Origin of the sequence: Campylobacter sp. 7477a, from assembly GCF_014892335.1 — a bacterium.
Lineage (GTDB): Bacteria > Campylobacterota > Campylobacteria > Campylobacterales > Campylobacteraceae > Campylobacter_A > Campylobacter_A californiensis.
This window is the reverse complement of the sequence record NZ_JADBJH010000001.1, coordinates 67519-82990: the sequence shown is the minus strand read 5'-3', so window position 1 is coordinate 82990 and position 15472 is coordinate 67519. Positions and strand designations below refer to the sequence as shown.

The following is a 15472-nucleotide window of genomic DNA, read 5'->3' as shown; positions in this document are numbered from 1 at the left end:
ACTATCTCCTTATCTCTATCTTTATCTCTTTGTAGTTTGAATTTTCATCAAGACATCCTATGCGGTGCTGACCTGTCGCCAAACTAACGATATTTTCGCTTGCACTTTGGCGTTTGATAAATTCGCCGTTACCAAGCGTGATGTAAATTTCATCTCCTAAATAAGCGTAACATTTTATCATAACTTTGGTTTGATTATTATCATTTATGAAGATTTGACCATCATATAAAGAGGCAAAGATCGGAGCTTTATCTCGTAAAAACTTAGCACAAGGACTTTGTGCGATATCATTTTTGTTTAAAAATCCGTTTTTATACATAAAATCAAGCTCTTCACTTCTTAAATTTTGACATTTGTTTTGAGGCCAAACACCGAGAATTTGCTCATCTTGTTGCATATTTTTACATTCTTTAAACTCAAAACTATCAAGGCATGTTGGAGCTAGAACTATGCCGTCTGGTTTTTGCATGAAATTTAGTTTTTCTTTTTGAGAAAGCAACTTAAACATGTCAAACACAACCGAACTAGCGTCATTTAAGCCTGTTAATCTACTCGTCTTCTCGCCGTTAAAATTTCCTATCCAAATTCCAAGAGTATAGTTTTGATCAACTCCCAGCGCATATAGATCTCGCGAGTTATAGCTTGTACCTGTTTTAAATGCGATGGTTGGTGTATTTTGGGCGTATTGCCATGCATTTTTTAAGATGCCCCTACTTGCTTCGCTCATCATTTTTGCGCTCAGATAAGCACTTTGAGGGCTTATGAGGTTTAAAATTTCATTTTGGTTATTTACAAATTCACCTGCAAACTCAAGCGGTAAAAGCTTGCCGCCGTTTGCATATATCGTATAAAGACGAGTGAGGTTTAAAAGGCTTATTTCAGGACTTCCAAGCGCTATGGAAGCTCCGTAAAATTCCTTTTTGTTGTCTATTAAATTTATCTTTTCAAGTAGTTCATAAAGTGAGTTATCGCCAAGTTTTTGATTTAAATTTACGGCGGGGATATTTAGGCTAAGACCTAGCGCGTCCTTTGCGCTTACTTTACCCAAAAAGTCGTCGTTAAAATTTCTAGGAACATACTCGTTTATGTAAATTTGCGTGTCTATAAGCTCGCTTTTTGGAGTGATAAGTCCGCTATCAAGGGCAAGCGAGTAGATAAAGGGCTTTAGTGTGCTACCGACATTTCGTTTCATATTTAGGCTAGAGTTTTTGCCGTCTTTTGAGCTTTGATCGTGTGAGCCGATAAAGGCTACGACACTCATTTTTTTATTATCTATCAAGACGGCTGAGGCGTTATTTGCGCCATTTTGCTTGAGTTTGAACATGGTTTGATTTAAGATGTTTAATAGATCGTTTTGAAATTCTAAATTTAAATTTGAGTTTGTGATACCGTTTTTAAAAGCGACATCGGTGTAGCTTGGAGCATTAAAGGGGGCATTTAAGCGAGTATTTACAAAAGGCTCATTTTGAGCACGCTTAAGTGCACTAAGGTCGATGATGCCTGCATCAAAAAGCAGTTTAGCGACGCGGTTTTTTAGTGTGTTTATGTCTGATTTTTTATCAAGGCGATTTTTGTTTGGATTTTTGGGTATTGTGGTCAAAAGTGCGATCTGAGCGTAGCTTAATTGTGATAAATTTTTATTAAAATAAAACCTAGCCGCAGCTTTTACGCCCTCGATATTGCCCCCGTAAGGAGCTAGATTAAAGTATAAATTTAAAATCTCATCTTTACTAAAATGCCATTCGAGTTGAAAAGCGCGAAAAATTTCTTTGATTTTATTTGCGTAAGTTCGCTCATTGGCTTCAAGCATCCTTGCTACTTGCATAGTTATCGTGCTGGCTCCTATGCGGTTTTTGTGCGTTATGTTATAAAAACTAGCGCGAATTATCGAGAGGGGATTAACGCCAAAATGATAGTAGTAAAATTTATCTTCAAAAAGTAAAACGCTTTTTTTCAAAATTTCAGGAACTTCATGTGTGTGAAACCTCCAAGCTCCGTCACTTGCGAGCTTCATGCGTAGAATTTCGCCGTTTTTATCATAAACAACCTTGGAGTCATCTTTGTTTAATTTATCTAAATTTAACGGAAAAAGTGCGTCAAAAAGCATAAACGCCACAAACAAAATAGCAAAAAAAGACACCGTAAATTTTAGGAATTTTAAAGCTCTTGGCAATGTTTTATTCATTGCGTGATTATATCTTATTTTTAACTCACTTTAGGTATAATCACGCCTTTTTGGAGTCATCATGCCGTTAAGTAAACTAAATAAAGAACAATACACCGCCGCAACCGCACCGTTTGGTCATAACCTGGTAATCGCAAGTGCAGGAACGGGAAAGACCAGCACTATCGTAGCTCGCATAGCACATCTTTTAAATTTGGGCGTTTTACCTGAGAAAATTTTACTTCTTACGTTTACAAACAAGGCTGCGAGCGAGATGATAGAGCGACTAGAGCGGTATTTTGACAAAAAAATCACCGCTAAAATCACGGCAGGGACATTTCACTCCGTCTCATACACGCTACTTAAGTCGTTAAATAAAGGAGTTATACTAAAGCAACCGGGTGAGCTTAAAATTTTACTAAAAAGCTTAGTTGAGCGACGTAAATTTCATCACTTAAGCGATGTAAAACCATATGGCGGCGCATATCTTTATGACATGTATTCGCTTTATCAAAACAGCGTAAGCGATATAAGCTTTGCCGACTGGATAGTGCAAAAAAGCGATGAACAGGGCGTTTATACTGAAATTTATGAAGATGTTTTAGAAGAATTCGAAAGCGAGAAGCGTAAATTTTCATACGCTGACTTTAATGACTTGCTTATAAATATGAGAAACGAGCTAAAAAATAATGCTCAAATTAATTATGATGAAATTTTAATAGACGAATACCAAGACACAAACACTCTCCAAGGCTCGCTTATAAGCGCGTTTAAAACAAAAAGCATCTTTTGTGTTGGGGATTTTGACCAAAGTATTTATGCCTTTAATGGTGCAAATATCGAGATCATCGGCTCTTTTAAGGATAGATTTTTAGATGCAAATATATACGCACTAAATGTAAATTATCGCTCCAGCTCGTCCATACTTGCTCTTGCAAATAAAGTAATATCAAACAATCCGCGCCTTTACGAGAAAAATTTAATAGTAAGCAGAGAGGGAAATTTTAAAGCTCCGACATTGCTTGTTTATAATGAACTTTTCGAACAATACGTAAATATCGCAGATATCATCTCTCTCTCGCCGTTTTCACGTCAAAATATCGCGATAATCTTTCGAAACAACTCAAGCGCGGATGGCCTTGAAGTCGCGTTAAAAGAGCGAGGGATAAGCTCAAAACGTAAGGGTGGGATAAGTTTTTTTGAAAGTAGAGAGATAAAGGCGCTTGTTGATATCATGGGTGTTGTGATAAACCCAAAAGACATAATGGCTTTTATACATATCTGCGAATATGCCAAAGGTGTTGGAAGTGCGGTTAGCAAGGAGCTTTTTGACGCACTTGTAAAATTAGGACATGGAAGCCTTGTTGAGGGGCTTTTAAATCCTGATGAAAATGTAAACATACAAAGCAATAAAAGACGCAACTATCAGCTAGGGCTTTTTGATGACATAGACGAATTTGCCGATGTGTCGCGTTTTTCATCACTTAAATTTAGCGATAAATTTCTATCCCATCCCATACTTAAGATGCAAAAATTAAGCGAAAATGGAGCGATATTTTTATATGAAATTTATAATTTCTTACTCCGCGCAAAACGTATAACTCGTCCAACATCGCTGATAAACGAGATAAGAGATAGCAAAATTTACGAACTTATCGTGCAAAATATCGCCACAAAACGAGCTACACTGAAAAACGGTAATGTTGACCCGTCGTTATTTAACGAGGTAAAAGAGCGCATAATGAGAAAGTCCTTAGTCTTAGCCGAGCTGTCTAAAAACTATCATGATATGGAAAAATTTTATAACTTTATAACGCTTGGAAGCAATGAGATGAGCGAGGGAGAGGGTGTGAGCTTGCTTAGTGTTCATGCAAGTAAAGGGCTTGAGTTTGACCAGGTATTTATAGTTGATCTTGCGCAAAATCGTTTTCCAAATTTAAAGCTAATGAGCATGGGCGGTTCGCTTGAAGAGGAGCGAAGGCTTTTTTACGTCGCAGTCACCAGAGCTAGAAACGAGCTTTATCTAAGCTATGCTAAATTTGATAAGATAAAAAAGATAAATTATCAACCAAGTTGCTTTTTGATAGAAGCAGGCATGGCAAAGGCAGGAATTTAATCATTTTAGCTCATAAAAGCTAAGAAGCGTTCCTTGTGGAGTGGATACCGCGTAACCGATAAATATGGCTTGTTGTATCCATTTGTATTTTTTAGAGTAAGCTTCAAATTTTGGCACTGTAACAAAGTATCGAGATCCATCATTCTTTTTATGTATCATGCCTTCATTTTGTATGTATATCGTTTCACCATCATCTAAAAGTATGGCATATCTGGCGGAAATTTCTTTTATGCCGTTTTCTTTTTGCTTTTGGATGTCAACTCCATAAGGCATGGCGACACCGTTTATTTTACCGCTTACCTTAAGTGTAAATGGTACGAAAATTCTTTCGTTATCTCCAAGATATAGTCTTTCTTTGTTTGAATTGATAAGTATACTAAATGTGTATTTAAGTTTTGGTTCTTGCAAAGTAGGGTGCGAAACATTTGCGCACCCTGAGATAAATATGGAAATAAAAGTAAAAATTAAAAATTTTATATTAATTTTTATCATTTAACTTCATAAAAGTTTAATAAAACTTTATCAGGTAGCCTTACAGCATAGCAAACAAATATCGCTCTTTCCATCCATTTGTATTTTGCATCGTAAGTTTCAAATTTTGTTACGGTTGCAAAGTAGACATATTTTGGATCCACGATCTTGCCTTGTGCAGCCTCTTTTGCAACTTCAGGGTCTGTTATATGCCTCATACCGCTATTATCAATATAAATTTGAGCCCCGTCATCAAGTTTTATAGCGTATCTTGCGGTAAGTTCCGTAAGTCCGTCAGGGCGAACGACTTGACTATCTACACCGTAAGGCAAGACCTCTCCATTTAGTTTACCGCTTACTTTACCGCCTTTTATATATATTAGTCTTCTTAAGCCGTGTTCGTCATCTTTGCCGACAACAAGCGGCTTTTCAACCTCTATATCTATCATAAAGGCAAGCTCAAGTTTAGGCTGCTTTAAGTCTTTGGCTGAAATATCAGCAGCATTTAGACCAAAAAGACCGAGTGTGACTATCGCTAATGCAGCGAAAAATAACTTTCTCATATAAACTCCTTTGAAAAATAAAGTAAATATATTTTTTAATAATAATATAAGAATAATAAATTTTTACTGAATTTTGCTCTGTTTTAAAAGATTTTTGTATTTTTAGTTACAAAATAAATTGTTGTTTAAATTTAAATTTTTAACTATATCCAAAAATGTGGTAATCTCTTTTTTGTAAGCGTTTAAATTGTCTTGGTCTAGTACATTTTTCATATCAAGCTCGAAGTTGTCTTTGCCTAAATTTATGTAAATATAAATAAATTCGTCTTTCAAAACAGCACAAATTTGAGCTTTAAAAATTCTTTTTAGCTCGCAAAAATCCTGCATAAATTTTGGTGTTAAAAGATAACGAGCGTTTATTTGATCATTTGTGTAGGTTTTAAAATGGCTTTCAAAAGTAGCATCGTCCATATAGGCTCTATCGCCGTTTGTTTTTATGAAATTTGCTTTTTTGTCTATTATTTGAGTGATAGAATTTATTTTTTTATTAAATTTAGCGATAAAAAGCACTCCTTGAAACACAACAATCTCTTTTTTTATATCTTTACCGTTTTGTATGTCTTTTTGCACTCTTTTAACCAAAGCATCACTAAATTTAACCAAAATATCATCTGCTTTGCCATTTACTAGATCATTTCCGCCATAAAATGATATATCGGGACTATAAATTTCTGTAGATAAAAACTCGTTTTTTGTTATAAATTTATCTTTTTTATAGACTAGATCAGGGTTGATATCTTTAATTATGATCGGCATTATTTTGCTTTTAAACTCAACTTTTACGCTTTTGGAAATTTTTGAAACATAGAAATTAAAAGCAAAGACAATAGCGATAGTGCTAAATATAAAAGCTCCTAGTTTATTAAAACCAAAAGCATGAGCATAAAAATGAAAAAATAAAAATGATAATACAGCCACGCAGACAGCTAGTATTAGGGCGTTTTTGCGCTTTTTAAAAACAGCTATCTGCTCTGCTTTAATATCTGCAATGTATGAATTTAAATTTTCGATCTTAATCTCGCTTAAAAAGATCTTTTACATCAGGCGTATTTTGTTCGTTTTGAGGTGCTTGAAAAAATTCTTTAGGGCTAAATTTAAACCAAGAAGCGACAATATTGCTAGGAAACATCTCAAGTGCGTTGTTGTAAATCATCACGGCAGAGTTATAGGCTCTTCTTACGGCACTTAGCTGGGCTTCTATCTCATTTAGGCTCTTTTGAAGCTCTATGAAATTTTCGTTTGCTTTTAGCTCGGGATAGGCTTCAGAAAGTATTTTTATGCCGCCAAGTGTCGAGCTAAGCTCATTATTTATCTTTAAATTTTCACTCTCATTTGCATTAATGGCTTTACTTCTAAGCTCTGTTACTTTTGTTAAAAGTTCGTTCTCGTGTTCTGCATATCGACTAACGCTTGAAACCAAATTTGGTATAAGATCGTAGCGATTTTTAAGTGCAGCATCAATGCTTGCACGGATATTTTTTACTTGATTTCTTTTTGCGATTAGCGAGTTGTAGATGTTTATAAAAGCGATGACTAGTGCAAGTAGAGCGATCAAAATAGCAACATAAGCGTTCATGAAATTCCTTTAAATTTTTTGCAAATTGTAGCATATTTGGCTCCAAAATAGAACCAAATATATGCCGCTATATCGCTTTTGTCATTATTTTGGTTAAGATTTTGCTAAATTGAGCAGGATCTTCTATGTTCATACCCTCATTTATCTTTGCCATATCAAGAAGCAGGCGAGAGATATCATTTATCATTAACTCGTTTGTTTCTAATTTGGTAAAAATTTCGTGATTAGGATTGATCTCAAGTATAGGTTTTACCTTAGGTAGGTCGTTTTGGCCCATTTGTTTTAACATCATCTGCATAGCAAAATCAGGATCATTTTTATCATATATAAGCACTGCAACAGAGTCGCTAAGGCGCGAGCTTAATTTTACGTCCTTAACATCATCTTTTAAAATTTCACGCATTTTAACCAACGTATTTGTCAGTTTGCTATCATCAACGCTATTTTCTTCGCTTTTTATCTCATCGTCTATATCTGCGTGAGATATTGATTTCATAGGAGTTTTATCAAATTCATTGGTCATTGGCATAACGATAGTGTCGATCTCTTCGTCCATTATCAGCACTTCTATATCGTTTTTCTTAAAGCTTTCAAGAAGTGGAGAATTTCTAAGCATATTTTCGTTGTTTCCGCTTATGTAATATATGCTTTTTTGATCCTCTTTCATACCTTCTTTATACTCTTTTAGGCTGATAAGTCCATCTCGTTTGCTTGATTTAAATAATACAAGATCTAAAACCGCCTCTTTGTCATTACCAAAGCCGTAAAGTGCCTCTTTTAGGACTTTCCCGAAAAATGTGTAAAATTTTATGTATTTTTCTCTATCTTTTTCTTTTAATTTAGCTAATTCGCTTAAAATTTTCTTCACGCTTTGCTCTTTTACGCTTCGCATGATGGCGTTTTCTTGTAAAATTTCACGGCTTACGTTAAGAGGTAGATCTTCTACGTCGATAACGCCTCTGATAAATCTTAAAAACGGAGGTAGAAGCTCTTTTGCGTCATCTGTTATAAAAACGCGTTTTACATAGAGCTTTACACCGCTTTGGTAATCAACTCTAAACAAATCAAACGGCTCTGAACCAGGCACGTAAAACAGCGTGCTATATTCGATCTTGCCTTCGGCTTTTGTGTGGATATGCAAAAGCGGATCGGTACTGTCGTGGCTGATTTGCTTATAAAAGTCATTGTATTCTTGTGTTTTTATCGAGGCTTTGTTCATGCGCCAAAGAGCGCTTGCTTTGTTTATTTGAACGTTTTTTGTTTCGTATTTGCCCTCTTTTTCATCACCACTTGGAGCTACATACTCCTCTTTGTCCATAAAAATCGCATACGGGATATGGTTTGAGTATTTTTTGATAATACCTTCGAGCTTCCAAGTATCGGCAAATTCTTCGTCATTTAGATATAGTGTTATACTTGTGCCGTGTGATTCTTTTGTACTGTTTGAAATTTCATAGCTTTTTGCGTCTGAAGTCCATTTGTTTACCTCGTCGCTTAACGCTTTTTTGCTAACGACTTCTATCTTGTTTGCAACCATGAACGCAGAGTAAAAACCTACGCCAAACTGACCTATGAGCGAGCTGTCTTTTTTGGCATCTCCGCTTAAATTTTGCATAAAGCCTTTTGTGCCGCTTCTTGCGATAGTGCCTAAATTTGCGATAAGATCATCTTTGTTCATGCCTATACCATTATCACTGATTGTTAGTGTTTTTGCCTCTTTGTTGACGCTTATATCTATGCGTGGAGTGTAGTTTAGACTTTTATATGCTTCATCAGTAAGTGATAGGTAGTTTAGCTTATCTAGTGCGTCGCTTGCATTTGAGATAAGTTCGCGAAGGAAAATTTCCTTGTTGGAATATAGTGAATGTATCATTAAATTTAACAGATCATTCACTTCGGTTTGAAATTCAAATTTGTCTGCCATTTTATGTCCTTTTTAAATTTTTAGCAGATTATATCGTAATTTAATAACACCATCTTTAAGCGCCTAAAACACAGTATCTCTTTTATATTTAGTGACATTACATTGCCAAAACTAAAAATCGAGACTACTTTTTATAGCTTCTTTATCTTGCTCTCGGTATCCTAGAAAATGCCCATAAACTGTATTTATCATAGATAAATCTTTATGTCCTAAGGCTTCTTTTATAATCATAGGATTTACCTTGTTATTAAGCAAAATACTAGCATAGCTATGCCTTAAACTATGAAGACCAGAATAGGGGACTTCTAAAGACATGCATAATTTTTTAAATTTGTATAGTAGAGTTGTATACTTTATGGTAAAAGCTTTAAAGTCCTTTAACTCCTGTCTTAAACACTCAGGAATAAATACTAATCTAGAACACCCGTTTTTAGGAGTCTGTAGCGTCTTAGTACCATTAATAAGAGTTTTAGATATACTTATATAATCTCCTTGAATATCCTCTTTAGTTAAAGCAAGTATTTCCCCGGGCCTAGCTCCTGTATATATAGCTACGTATAGATAAGTCCTTAATTCACCACAAGAATTGTCTAATAATATTTTTATTTGCTCTTTAGTATAAACACATTTACTGCGGATTTTTCTAGTAGGAATTTTTATATTAAAAACAGGATTAAAACCTATAATACCTAGTTTTATGCCTATATCAAAAGCTCTTTTTATAGCTCCTAATAAATTTTTTATACTTCCTGAAGCAAGTCCTTTACTATACATTTTATATGCTACATCTTCAATATCTTTTACTGTATATTTTGTTATATTTTTATCTATAACATATTTTTTCGGCGTTTTTAAAAGAGTTGAAGTTGTATCTACTGTAGAAGGTTTTTTATAGGCCTTAGTATTTTCTAAAACCATATCTAATAGCTCGCTTAATAGGTGCTACTGCTCTAAACGAGTATAGAACTTTAACTATGAGAAAACTAGAGCTAGAAGCTTTACGTAAGAGTGGGAGAAAGATAAACGAAGGCGAGTTAGAGAATATAAAATCTAAACTAAAAGAGAGTCCTATAGCTCCGTTAATGAAGGCTGGATTGTTCGATGTTATTAATGAGGACTTAAACCTTGATGAGCTTAAGTTCGATAAAGCAGATGAGTATTATGAGAAGGGTAGAGCTAAGTTACCTGGATTTATACAAACAGGTCTTGATATAGTTCTTGTTTCTGAAAGAACAAGACTAAATAAACTTTTGTTTAAAGCTACTCAGTATGGAGACTTCATAGCTAGATATGCTATGTATGTACACAATAGAGATAACTTGAAGCTCTCTGAAGAAGAGAACTTGAATAGAATAAGAGACCAGTTCATAGACTATAACTTACCTACGTCAGCAGGTATAAAGATGCTTAATGATTATGGTTTAGCTATGTTTACTAAATACTATACGAGATTACAAAGACCTCTAGCACAACTAGTAAAACAAAGTCCTACAAGAGCTGCATTAGGCTTAATGTCTATGTTTATGCTCCCTGGATTTAATATAAGTGACCCATTTGAGGGTTCTATATTTACTAAAGACTTAGCCATGGTAGCGAGTGTGCCACTTGTGACACCTGCTGAATACTTTGCAAGTCATGTCCCGTTAGCTACTGCTACAGGATTATAAAACAAGGGGAGCAATCCCCTTGTTGTCTTTGGTGACAAAATGTTGCCAAAAGTTAAAAATTCTAATATACTCTATAGAGTTTCTAAAGTGTATTAGAATGCCTAATTTAGGGATAAAGACGTTCTATTTAACATTACTGGAATTCGTGTATTAAATTATATCGTAATGTGCTAAAAATATTTTTAAAATTGACTGTGGTAATGTCAATGTTATTAACTATTTTTAGTTATATCGTATATATCGTTAAAATTTATCTCGGTTTTTGCGATGTTTATCTTTTGTAGTTTTAAATTTATCTGTGTAGTAAGTCCGCTTAAATGAATGCAGTCAAAACCGTCATGGTAGGTAAGAGATATGTTATCTCCAGGCTTTAAGGTGCTTAAAATTTCTAAGTTTTCATAGGCTTTTGCCTCGTCTATTTCAAGCTTTTGACTAGCTTGTCTCTCTTGTTCCCTAAGCGCTTTACTTAGCGTTGACAGAGGATTAAAGGAGCTAAAAATTTTTGCTCTATCATTTTTTATCTTTGACACCGCTTTTATGCCCTCCGATTTTTTCGTTTCTATCTCGCCCTGTTGCTTCTGGCATAAGATCTATCGCTCTTAAGATGGCATTTTTGCCAAATTTATCCTTGATGGCATTTATGGCTTTTAAGGCAGTTTTTTCTTTATCGTCTTGCTCGTCAAAAAGACTTTTTTCTACTTGAGTATCTTTTTTGATATTGTTTGTGCTTATGCTAATTTGCCTGATAAGTCCTAAATTTTTGATTTTATTTAGATATAGATCCTCAACGCTTTGTATGATCTTGCTGGCGATATTTGTAGGAGTATGGTAGCTTATCGTAGCGCGTTCGTGTCCAAGATTTTTATCGGCAAATTTTATCACTATGCTAATTCCGCTGGCTTTGACATTTTGCGCCAACATCTTTAAGCTTAGTCTATCGCTCATCTCTTTTATAACAGTTAAAGCTTCATAATACTCATAATCACGCGGTAAAATTTCAGAGCTATAAAAAGACCTTGTGCTTGGCTTGTATGCTTTTATGTCAGCGATAGTTGTCGGCTCGATACCATTTGCATGATCAAGAGCTATATAGGCGTCTATGCCAAATATCTTTTCAAGTAAATTTAAAGGAACCATTGACATGTCTTTCATGCAAAAAATTCCATATCGGTTTAGCTTTGCTTCTGTTTGTTTGCCTATGCGCCAAAAGTCGCTAAGAGGCCTATGTGTCCAAAGCTTTTCTTTGTATAAATTTTCATCTAAAAACGCTATATTGTCATCACTATGCTTTGCAAGCATATCAAGTGCGATCTTTGCTAGGTATAAATTTGTACCGATCCCACAAGCAGCTGTTATGCCGGTTGTTTTGAAGATATCTTCCATTATCATTTTAGCTAGCGATCTTGCATCAAGAGAGTAAAATTTAATATACTCGCTAATATCCATAAAGGCTTCATCTATGGAGTAGACATAAATGTCCTCTTTTGCGATGTATTTTAGATAAATACCATAAATTTTTGCCGCATAGTCTATGTAATACTGCATGCGAGGGGCAACGGTTGTGTATTTGATATTTTTTGGTATCTCGTATAGGCGACATCTATTTTTGACGCCTTGAGCCTTCATATATGGAGTAACCGCAAGACATACCGTGCCATCGCCTCTGCTTGTGTCCGCAACTACTAAATTTGTCTTAAATGGATCAAGTCCAAGCTCCACGCACTCTACGGATGCGTAAAATGACTTTAGGTCTATTACGATATATGTTTTCATTTAGATGAAATTTTTGCTTACTAAAACCCCAAGATAACAAAAGGTTATACACATAAAAACACTTAGAAATATATTTGCAAAAGCCAGTATCGGATCTTTTGAAAAAAGCGTAACGGTTTGATAGCTAAAAGTAGAAAATGTAGTAAATCCACCAAGTAGACCTGTTATCAAAAAGAGTTTTAAGCTGGGATCAAATTTTAGGCTAAATAAAACACCTATAAAAAAGCTGCCTAGTGAATTTAGAAAGAGTATAGATAATGGAAAGGATGTGATAAAAATTTTATTTATCAAAATATCCAGACCATATCTAAAAATAGCCCCGAAAAAACCTCCAAAGCCAACAAGGATTAAGTTAAGCATTTAAATTTGCACGCTCTTTATCAAGTACGGCTTGCATTTTTGAGCGTGTATTTTCAAGCCACTCTTTGTCGCTTGTGTCAATGGTGTCTAGACAGATAACTTTTATGTTGCCGTTTTTAAAGCTAAATTTTTTAACATTTAGGATATCTGTGCCTATTATTACGATAGGTTGGACTTTTAAATTTAGCTTTTCGGTTATTATCTTTGCGCCGCCTTTAAATGGTAGTAACTTGCCCGAATACGACCTTGTGCCTTCTGGAAATATCGCCAAAACACGACCATTTTTTACTCTATCTTCTGCATCTTTTAGCAGCTTTATAAGGGAGTGTTTGCTCTCGCGTTCCACGGCTATCATCTTTGGCAGGCTTAAAATTTTACCGATTATCGGTATTTTACCGATTTGAGCTTTTGCTATCCAGCAGAGGTTTTTGGGATGAAGCTCTTCTAAAACGATAATGTCTAGCATGCTTTTATGGTTTATAAGTAAGATATTTGCTTCGTCGCTAAATTCGCCTTCGAGTTCTAAGCTATAAAGTCCGCAAATTCTTTGCAATTTCGCCCAAGCTCGTCTGATAGCACGGTTACTTTCGTTAAATACCCACATTAAAAACACAACAACTGAAACGCTAAGCAGGAATTGAAGTAGATAAAAAAAAGCTTTAATTCTTGAAAAGATCATCTTTTTTTACCCAGCCTATCTTTCCGTCGTTAAATAAAATTTTACGGTAGTCATCTTTATCTCCTAAAATTTCAACATTTTCTTGAGCAAGCGAAGTGTAGAATATAGTTGAGTTTTGCGTAGGCAAGATACTCACGCTTACGTTTGGTTTTAGTGTTGCTTTGCCAAAAGGGTTGTAAGTGTAAATTCCAAGCGCTACAAAGATGGCCGCAACGAAAAAATAACTAAATCTTCTTCTTAAAAGGGCAAGAAGGAAAAATATCCCGGCAAACGAATAAATAGCAATATCTTTATAGGCGCTAAATTCGCTTTGTTTTGGATTAAGCCCGATCTGAGTGCTTACATCGTCATCCTCAACACTAACAGGCAAAGAAAAGCTCTCGAATTTATTTCTACTTAAGTTATAGTAGTTGAAGTCAAGACTTTTTTTGTTAGGTTTAAATACGGCAAAATAATATGCACTTTGAAGCCCAAAGTCTCCAACTATAGTATCTACGCCTTGCTTTAAAATGGTTTTGTTTTGTATATCAAAGGCGCTTATGTCGATATTTCTACCTACTATTTCAACAACCATGATATTGTTTATATCATCAAATTTAGTAGTTTTAAATTTCTTTACTTCCAGGCTGTCTGCGACTATGTGGTTGAAATTTTCATCAGACCTTAGCTCTTTAAGTCTTGGAAGAAAGATGTTTATATTTGCATTTTGGTAATCTTGGTTATTTCTTTTAAGATTAAGACTTACGCGAAGACTTTTTGCTTCGATACTTTTTGCTATCATATGAAGCGTAGTTGTATATACGCCATTATCTGTTTTTGTCCATTTTAAATTTTTGGAATTTAACCATTTTATATTAGTCTCATCGACTGTTGTAGTAAATTCAAAGTCGAAGTCACTTTGAGTATCAGCCAATATGTCAACACTAAAAATTTCGCCAATAATGGCATTTTTAGGCATATTTACGGCTTTAAGTATGACGTCTTTTGCTTTTACGCTATCGTAAATTTGAGAGTCGGGTATGCTAATATCTGGTTCGTTTGTGGGTATGATATTACGCATTTGTTCCGGGGTTATGCGCTCTGGCTGTGGTGAGACTAATTTTTGACTTATGTCAGGATTTGAAATAGGTGGTTGCGGTGTAGCCGAGGGCACATCTTCTTTGGGTGTGCTTTGGATAGTCTTTTCTCTGTCGCCATCCATCATATCAAAAATGCTAGGCTCACTCCTTTGAGCCGCATTTATGTTTAAAACAAGTAGTAAAATTGAAAAAAATTTTACCAAACTAGTCCTTTTAGCATTTTTAGACCATCGTCTGAGTTAAGTATTTTTTCACAAGCGCGCTCAGGATGCGGCATAAGGCCGAAGATCTTTTTACTCTTGTCGCAAATACCTGCTATACTATCGATAGAGCCGTTGATATTAACGTCATTGCCTTTTTCGTCACAATACTTTAGCAACACCTGTTCGTTTTGATACATCTCTTTTAGGGTTTTATCATCTGTAAAATAATTACCTTCGCCGTGTGCAACAGGGATATTTACTATCTCTCCAACTTCTAAATTTGATAGAAATTTATTTGAATTTGCTACAACTTTTAGTGGTTGGTATTTTGATATAAAACTCATGCTTTCGTTGCGTCTCATAGCGCCTGGCAATAATCCAAGCTCGAGCAACATCTGAAATCCATTGCAGATTCCAAGCACGTAGCCGCCTTTTTTAGCGTGTTCTACGACTGCTTTCATAGCAGGAGAAAATTTAGCGATGGCTGCTGTTCTTAAGTAATCTCCATAGCTAAAACCACCGGGTAAAACAATCAAATCAGCGTCGATTTTATCCTCTTTATGCCATACGATCTGCGTATCACAGCCTAGAAGATCAAATGCGTATTTTGTATCTACTTCGCAATTTGAACCGGGAAATAAAACTACCGCTACTTTCATAGCACTATCTCAAAATCTTCGATTACGGTATTTGCTAGTAGCTCTTCACACATTGTTTTAAGTTGTTTTTTTGCCTCTTCTTTATCTGTTGCGTCTATATCTAAAACAACTTGTTTTCCGATACGTACATTAGATACATTTGCAAAACCTAGTGAGCTAAGAGCATGTTCTGTTGCCTTGCCGGCAGGGTCTAAGACCCCGTTTTTTAGTGCTATATTTATAACTGCTTTCATTTTTA

The 15472-nt window shown here is 35.1% G+C and carries 16 protein-coding genes; 2 read left to right on the top strand and 14 right to left on the bottom strand.

Annotated features, from left to right (window positions below):
* Position 1: 1 nt before the first annotated feature.
* On the bottom strand, positions 2–2185 hold the full coding sequence (gene pbpC / locus CCAL5182_RS00425; protein ID WP_336609972.1) for a penicillin-binding protein 1C: 2184 nt from the start codon (positions 2183–2185) through the stop codon (positions 2–4).
* Between the two features lie 61 nt (positions 2186–2246).
* Between pbpC and CCAL5182_RS00420 the strand changes: the two genes are divergently transcribed.
* Positions 2247–4280: an ATP-dependent helicase gene (locus tag CCAL5182_RS00420; RefSeq protein WP_336609971.1), complete on the top strand. Its 2034-nt coding sequence runs from the start codon at positions 2247–2249 to the stop codon at positions 4278–4280.
* Here CCAL5182_RS00420 and CCAL5182_RS00415 read toward each other — a convergent pair whose 3' ends face one another.
* The 6 genes from CCAL5182_RS00415 to CCAL5182_RS00390 all read right to left on the bottom strand — a co-directional run bounded on the left by CCAL5182_RS00415 (position 4281) and on the right by CCAL5182_RS00390 (position 9732).
* Positions 4281–4688 carry a DUF3237 family protein gene (locus CCAL5182_RS00415; RefSeq protein WP_228026805.1) on the bottom strand — a complete coding sequence of 136 codons (408 nt, stop codon included), beginning with the start codon at positions 4686–4688 and terminating at the stop codon, positions 4281–4283.
* Between the two features lie 80 nt (positions 4689–4768).
* Complete coding sequence (locus CCAL5182_RS00410) at positions 4769–5314, bottom strand: DUF3237 domain-containing protein (RefSeq protein WP_169971742.1); 546 nt, start codon at positions 5312–5314, stop codon at positions 4769–4771.
* 102 nt (positions 5315–5416) lie between these two features.
* Positions 5417–6070 (bottom strand): DUF3137 domain-containing protein, encoded by a 654-nt coding sequence (locus CCAL5182_RS00405; RefSeq protein ID WP_336609970.1) that lies wholly within the window; start codon positions 6068–6070, stop codon positions 5417–5419.
* A 256-nt stretch (positions 6071–6326) separates the two neighbouring features.
* A complete protein-coding gene (locus tag CCAL5182_RS00400) occupies positions 6327–6890 on the bottom strand; it encodes a LemA family protein (RefSeq protein WP_336609969.1) in 564 nt (187 codons plus the stop codon).
* A gap of 67 nt (positions 6891–6957) precedes the next feature.
* The gene (gene htpG, locus CCAL5182_RS00395) at positions 6958–8814 is read right to left on the bottom strand and encodes a molecular chaperone HtpG (protein ID WP_336609968.1); all 1857 of its coding nucleotides are present in this window, start codon (positions 8812–8814) and stop codon (positions 6958–6960) included.
* A 111-nt stretch (positions 8815–8925) separates the two neighbouring features.
* Positions 8926–9732, bottom strand: a complete 807-nt coding sequence (locus CCAL5182_RS00390; RefSeq protein ID WP_336609967.1) for a tyrosine-type recombinase/integrase — start codon at positions 9730–9732, stop codon at positions 8926–8928.
* A 56-nt stretch (positions 9733–9788) separates the two neighbouring features.
* On the opposite strand from CCAL5182_RS00390, the gene CCAL5182_RS00385 reads away from it, so the two are divergent.
* Positions 9789–10481: a hypothetical protein gene (locus CCAL5182_RS00385; RefSeq protein ID WP_336609966.1), complete on the top strand. Its 693-nt coding sequence runs from the start codon at positions 9789–9791 to the stop codon at positions 10479–10481.
* Positions 10482–10693: 212 nt separating this feature from the next.
* Here the strand turns inward: CCAL5182_RS00385 and CCAL5182_RS00380 are convergent, their stop codons facing one another.
* From CCAL5182_RS00380 to purS, 7 genes are read right to left on the bottom strand one after another with little or no spacing between them, the layout of a single operon-like run.
* Positions 10694–11011, bottom strand: coding sequence for a YolD-like family protein (locus CCAL5182_RS00380; protein ID WP_236860494.1), 318 nt, complete (start codon positions 11009–11011; stop codon positions 10694–10696).
* Positions 10992–12254, bottom strand: a complete 1263-nt coding sequence (locus CCAL5182_RS00375; RefSeq protein WP_336609965.1) for a Y-family DNA polymerase — start codon at positions 12252–12254, stop codon at positions 10992–10994. The genes CCAL5182_RS00380 and CCAL5182_RS00375 overlap by 20 nt, the downstream gene beginning before the upstream one ends.
* Positions 12255–12614, bottom strand: a complete 360-nt coding sequence (locus tag CCAL5182_RS00370) for a fluoride efflux transporter FluC (protein WP_169935960.1) — start codon at positions 12612–12614, stop codon at positions 12255–12257.
* The gene (locus CCAL5182_RS00365; RefSeq protein WP_336609964.1) at positions 12607–13293 is read right to left on the bottom strand and encodes a lysophospholipid acyltransferase family protein; all 687 of its coding nucleotides are present in this window, start codon (positions 13291–13293) and stop codon (positions 12607–12609) included. The genes CCAL5182_RS00370 and CCAL5182_RS00365 overlap by 8 nt, the downstream gene beginning before the upstream one ends.
* Positions 13274–14575 carry an SH3 domain-containing protein gene (locus tag CCAL5182_RS00360; RefSeq protein WP_336609963.1) on the bottom strand — a complete coding sequence of 434 codons (1302 nt, stop codon included), beginning with the start codon at positions 14573–14575 and terminating at the stop codon, positions 13274–13276. The genes CCAL5182_RS00365 and CCAL5182_RS00360 overlap by 20 nt, the downstream gene beginning before the upstream one ends.
* The gene (gene purQ, locus CCAL5182_RS00355) at positions 14569–15234 is read right to left on the bottom strand and encodes a phosphoribosylformylglycinamidine synthase I (RefSeq protein WP_169935954.1); all 666 of its coding nucleotides are present in this window, start codon (positions 15232–15234) and stop codon (positions 14569–14571) included. The genes CCAL5182_RS00360 and purQ overlap by 7 nt, the downstream gene beginning before the upstream one ends.
* Positions 15231–15467 carry a phosphoribosylformylglycinamidine synthase subunit PurS gene (gene purS, locus CCAL5182_RS00350; RefSeq protein ID WP_169935952.1) on the bottom strand — a complete coding sequence of 79 codons (237 nt, stop codon included), beginning with the start codon at positions 15465–15467 and terminating at the stop codon, positions 15231–15233. The genes purQ and purS overlap by 4 nt, the downstream gene beginning before the upstream one ends.
* Positions 15468–15472: the final 5 nt, after the last annotated feature.

Excerpts from the sequence above, each read along its gene's own strand:
- purQ (WP_169935954.1), bottom strand. The coding sequence starts at position 15,234 with ATGAAAGTAGCGGTAGTTTTATTTCCCGGTTCAAATTGCGAAGTAGAT.
- htpG (WP_336609968.1), bottom strand. The coding sequence starts at position 8,814 with ATGGCAGACAAATTTGAATTTCAAACCGAAGTGAATGATCTGTTAAAT.
- CCAL5182_RS00390 (WP_336609967.1), bottom strand. The coding sequence starts at position 9,732 with ATGGTTTTAGAAAATACTAAGGCCTATAAAAAACCTTCTACAGTAGAT.
- purS (WP_169935952.1), bottom strand. The coding sequence starts at position 15,467 with ATGAAAGCAGTTATAAATATAGCACTAAAAAACGGGGTCTTAGACCCT.
- CCAL5182_RS00410 (WP_169971742.1), bottom strand. The coding sequence starts at position 5,314 with ATGAGAAAGTTATTTTTCGCTGCATTAGCGATAGTCACACTCGGTCTT.
- CCAL5182_RS00375 (WP_336609965.1), bottom strand. The coding sequence starts at position 12,254 with ATGAAAACATATATCGTAATAGACCTAAAGTCATTTTACGCATCCGTA.
- CCAL5182_RS00405 (WP_336609970.1), bottom strand. The coding sequence starts at position 6,070 with ATGCCGATCATAATTAAAGATATCAACCCTGATCTAGTCTATAAAAAA.
- CCAL5182_RS00420 (WP_336609971.1), top strand. The coding sequence starts at position 2,247 with ATGCCGTTAAGTAAACTAAATAAAGAACAATACACCGCCGCAACCGCA.
- CCAL5182_RS00400 (WP_336609969.1), bottom strand. The coding sequence starts at position 6,890 with ATGAACGCTTATGTTGCTATTTTGATCGCTCTACTTGCACTAGTCATC.
- CCAL5182_RS00365 (WP_336609964.1), bottom strand. The coding sequence starts at position 13,293 with ATGATCTTTTCAAGAATTAAAGCTTTTTTTTATCTACTTCAATTCCTG.
- pbpC (WP_336609972.1), bottom strand. The coding sequence starts at position 2,185 with ATGAATAAAACATTGCCAAGAGCTTTAAAATTCCTAAAATTTACGGTG.
- CCAL5182_RS00370 (WP_169935960.1), bottom strand. The coding sequence starts at position 12,614 with ATGCTTAACTTAATCCTTGTTGGCTTTGGAGGTTTTTTCGGGGCTATT.
- CCAL5182_RS00385 (WP_336609966.1), top strand. The coding sequence starts at position 9,789 with ATGAGAAAACTAGAGCTAGAAGCTTTACGTAAGAGTGGGAGAAAGATA.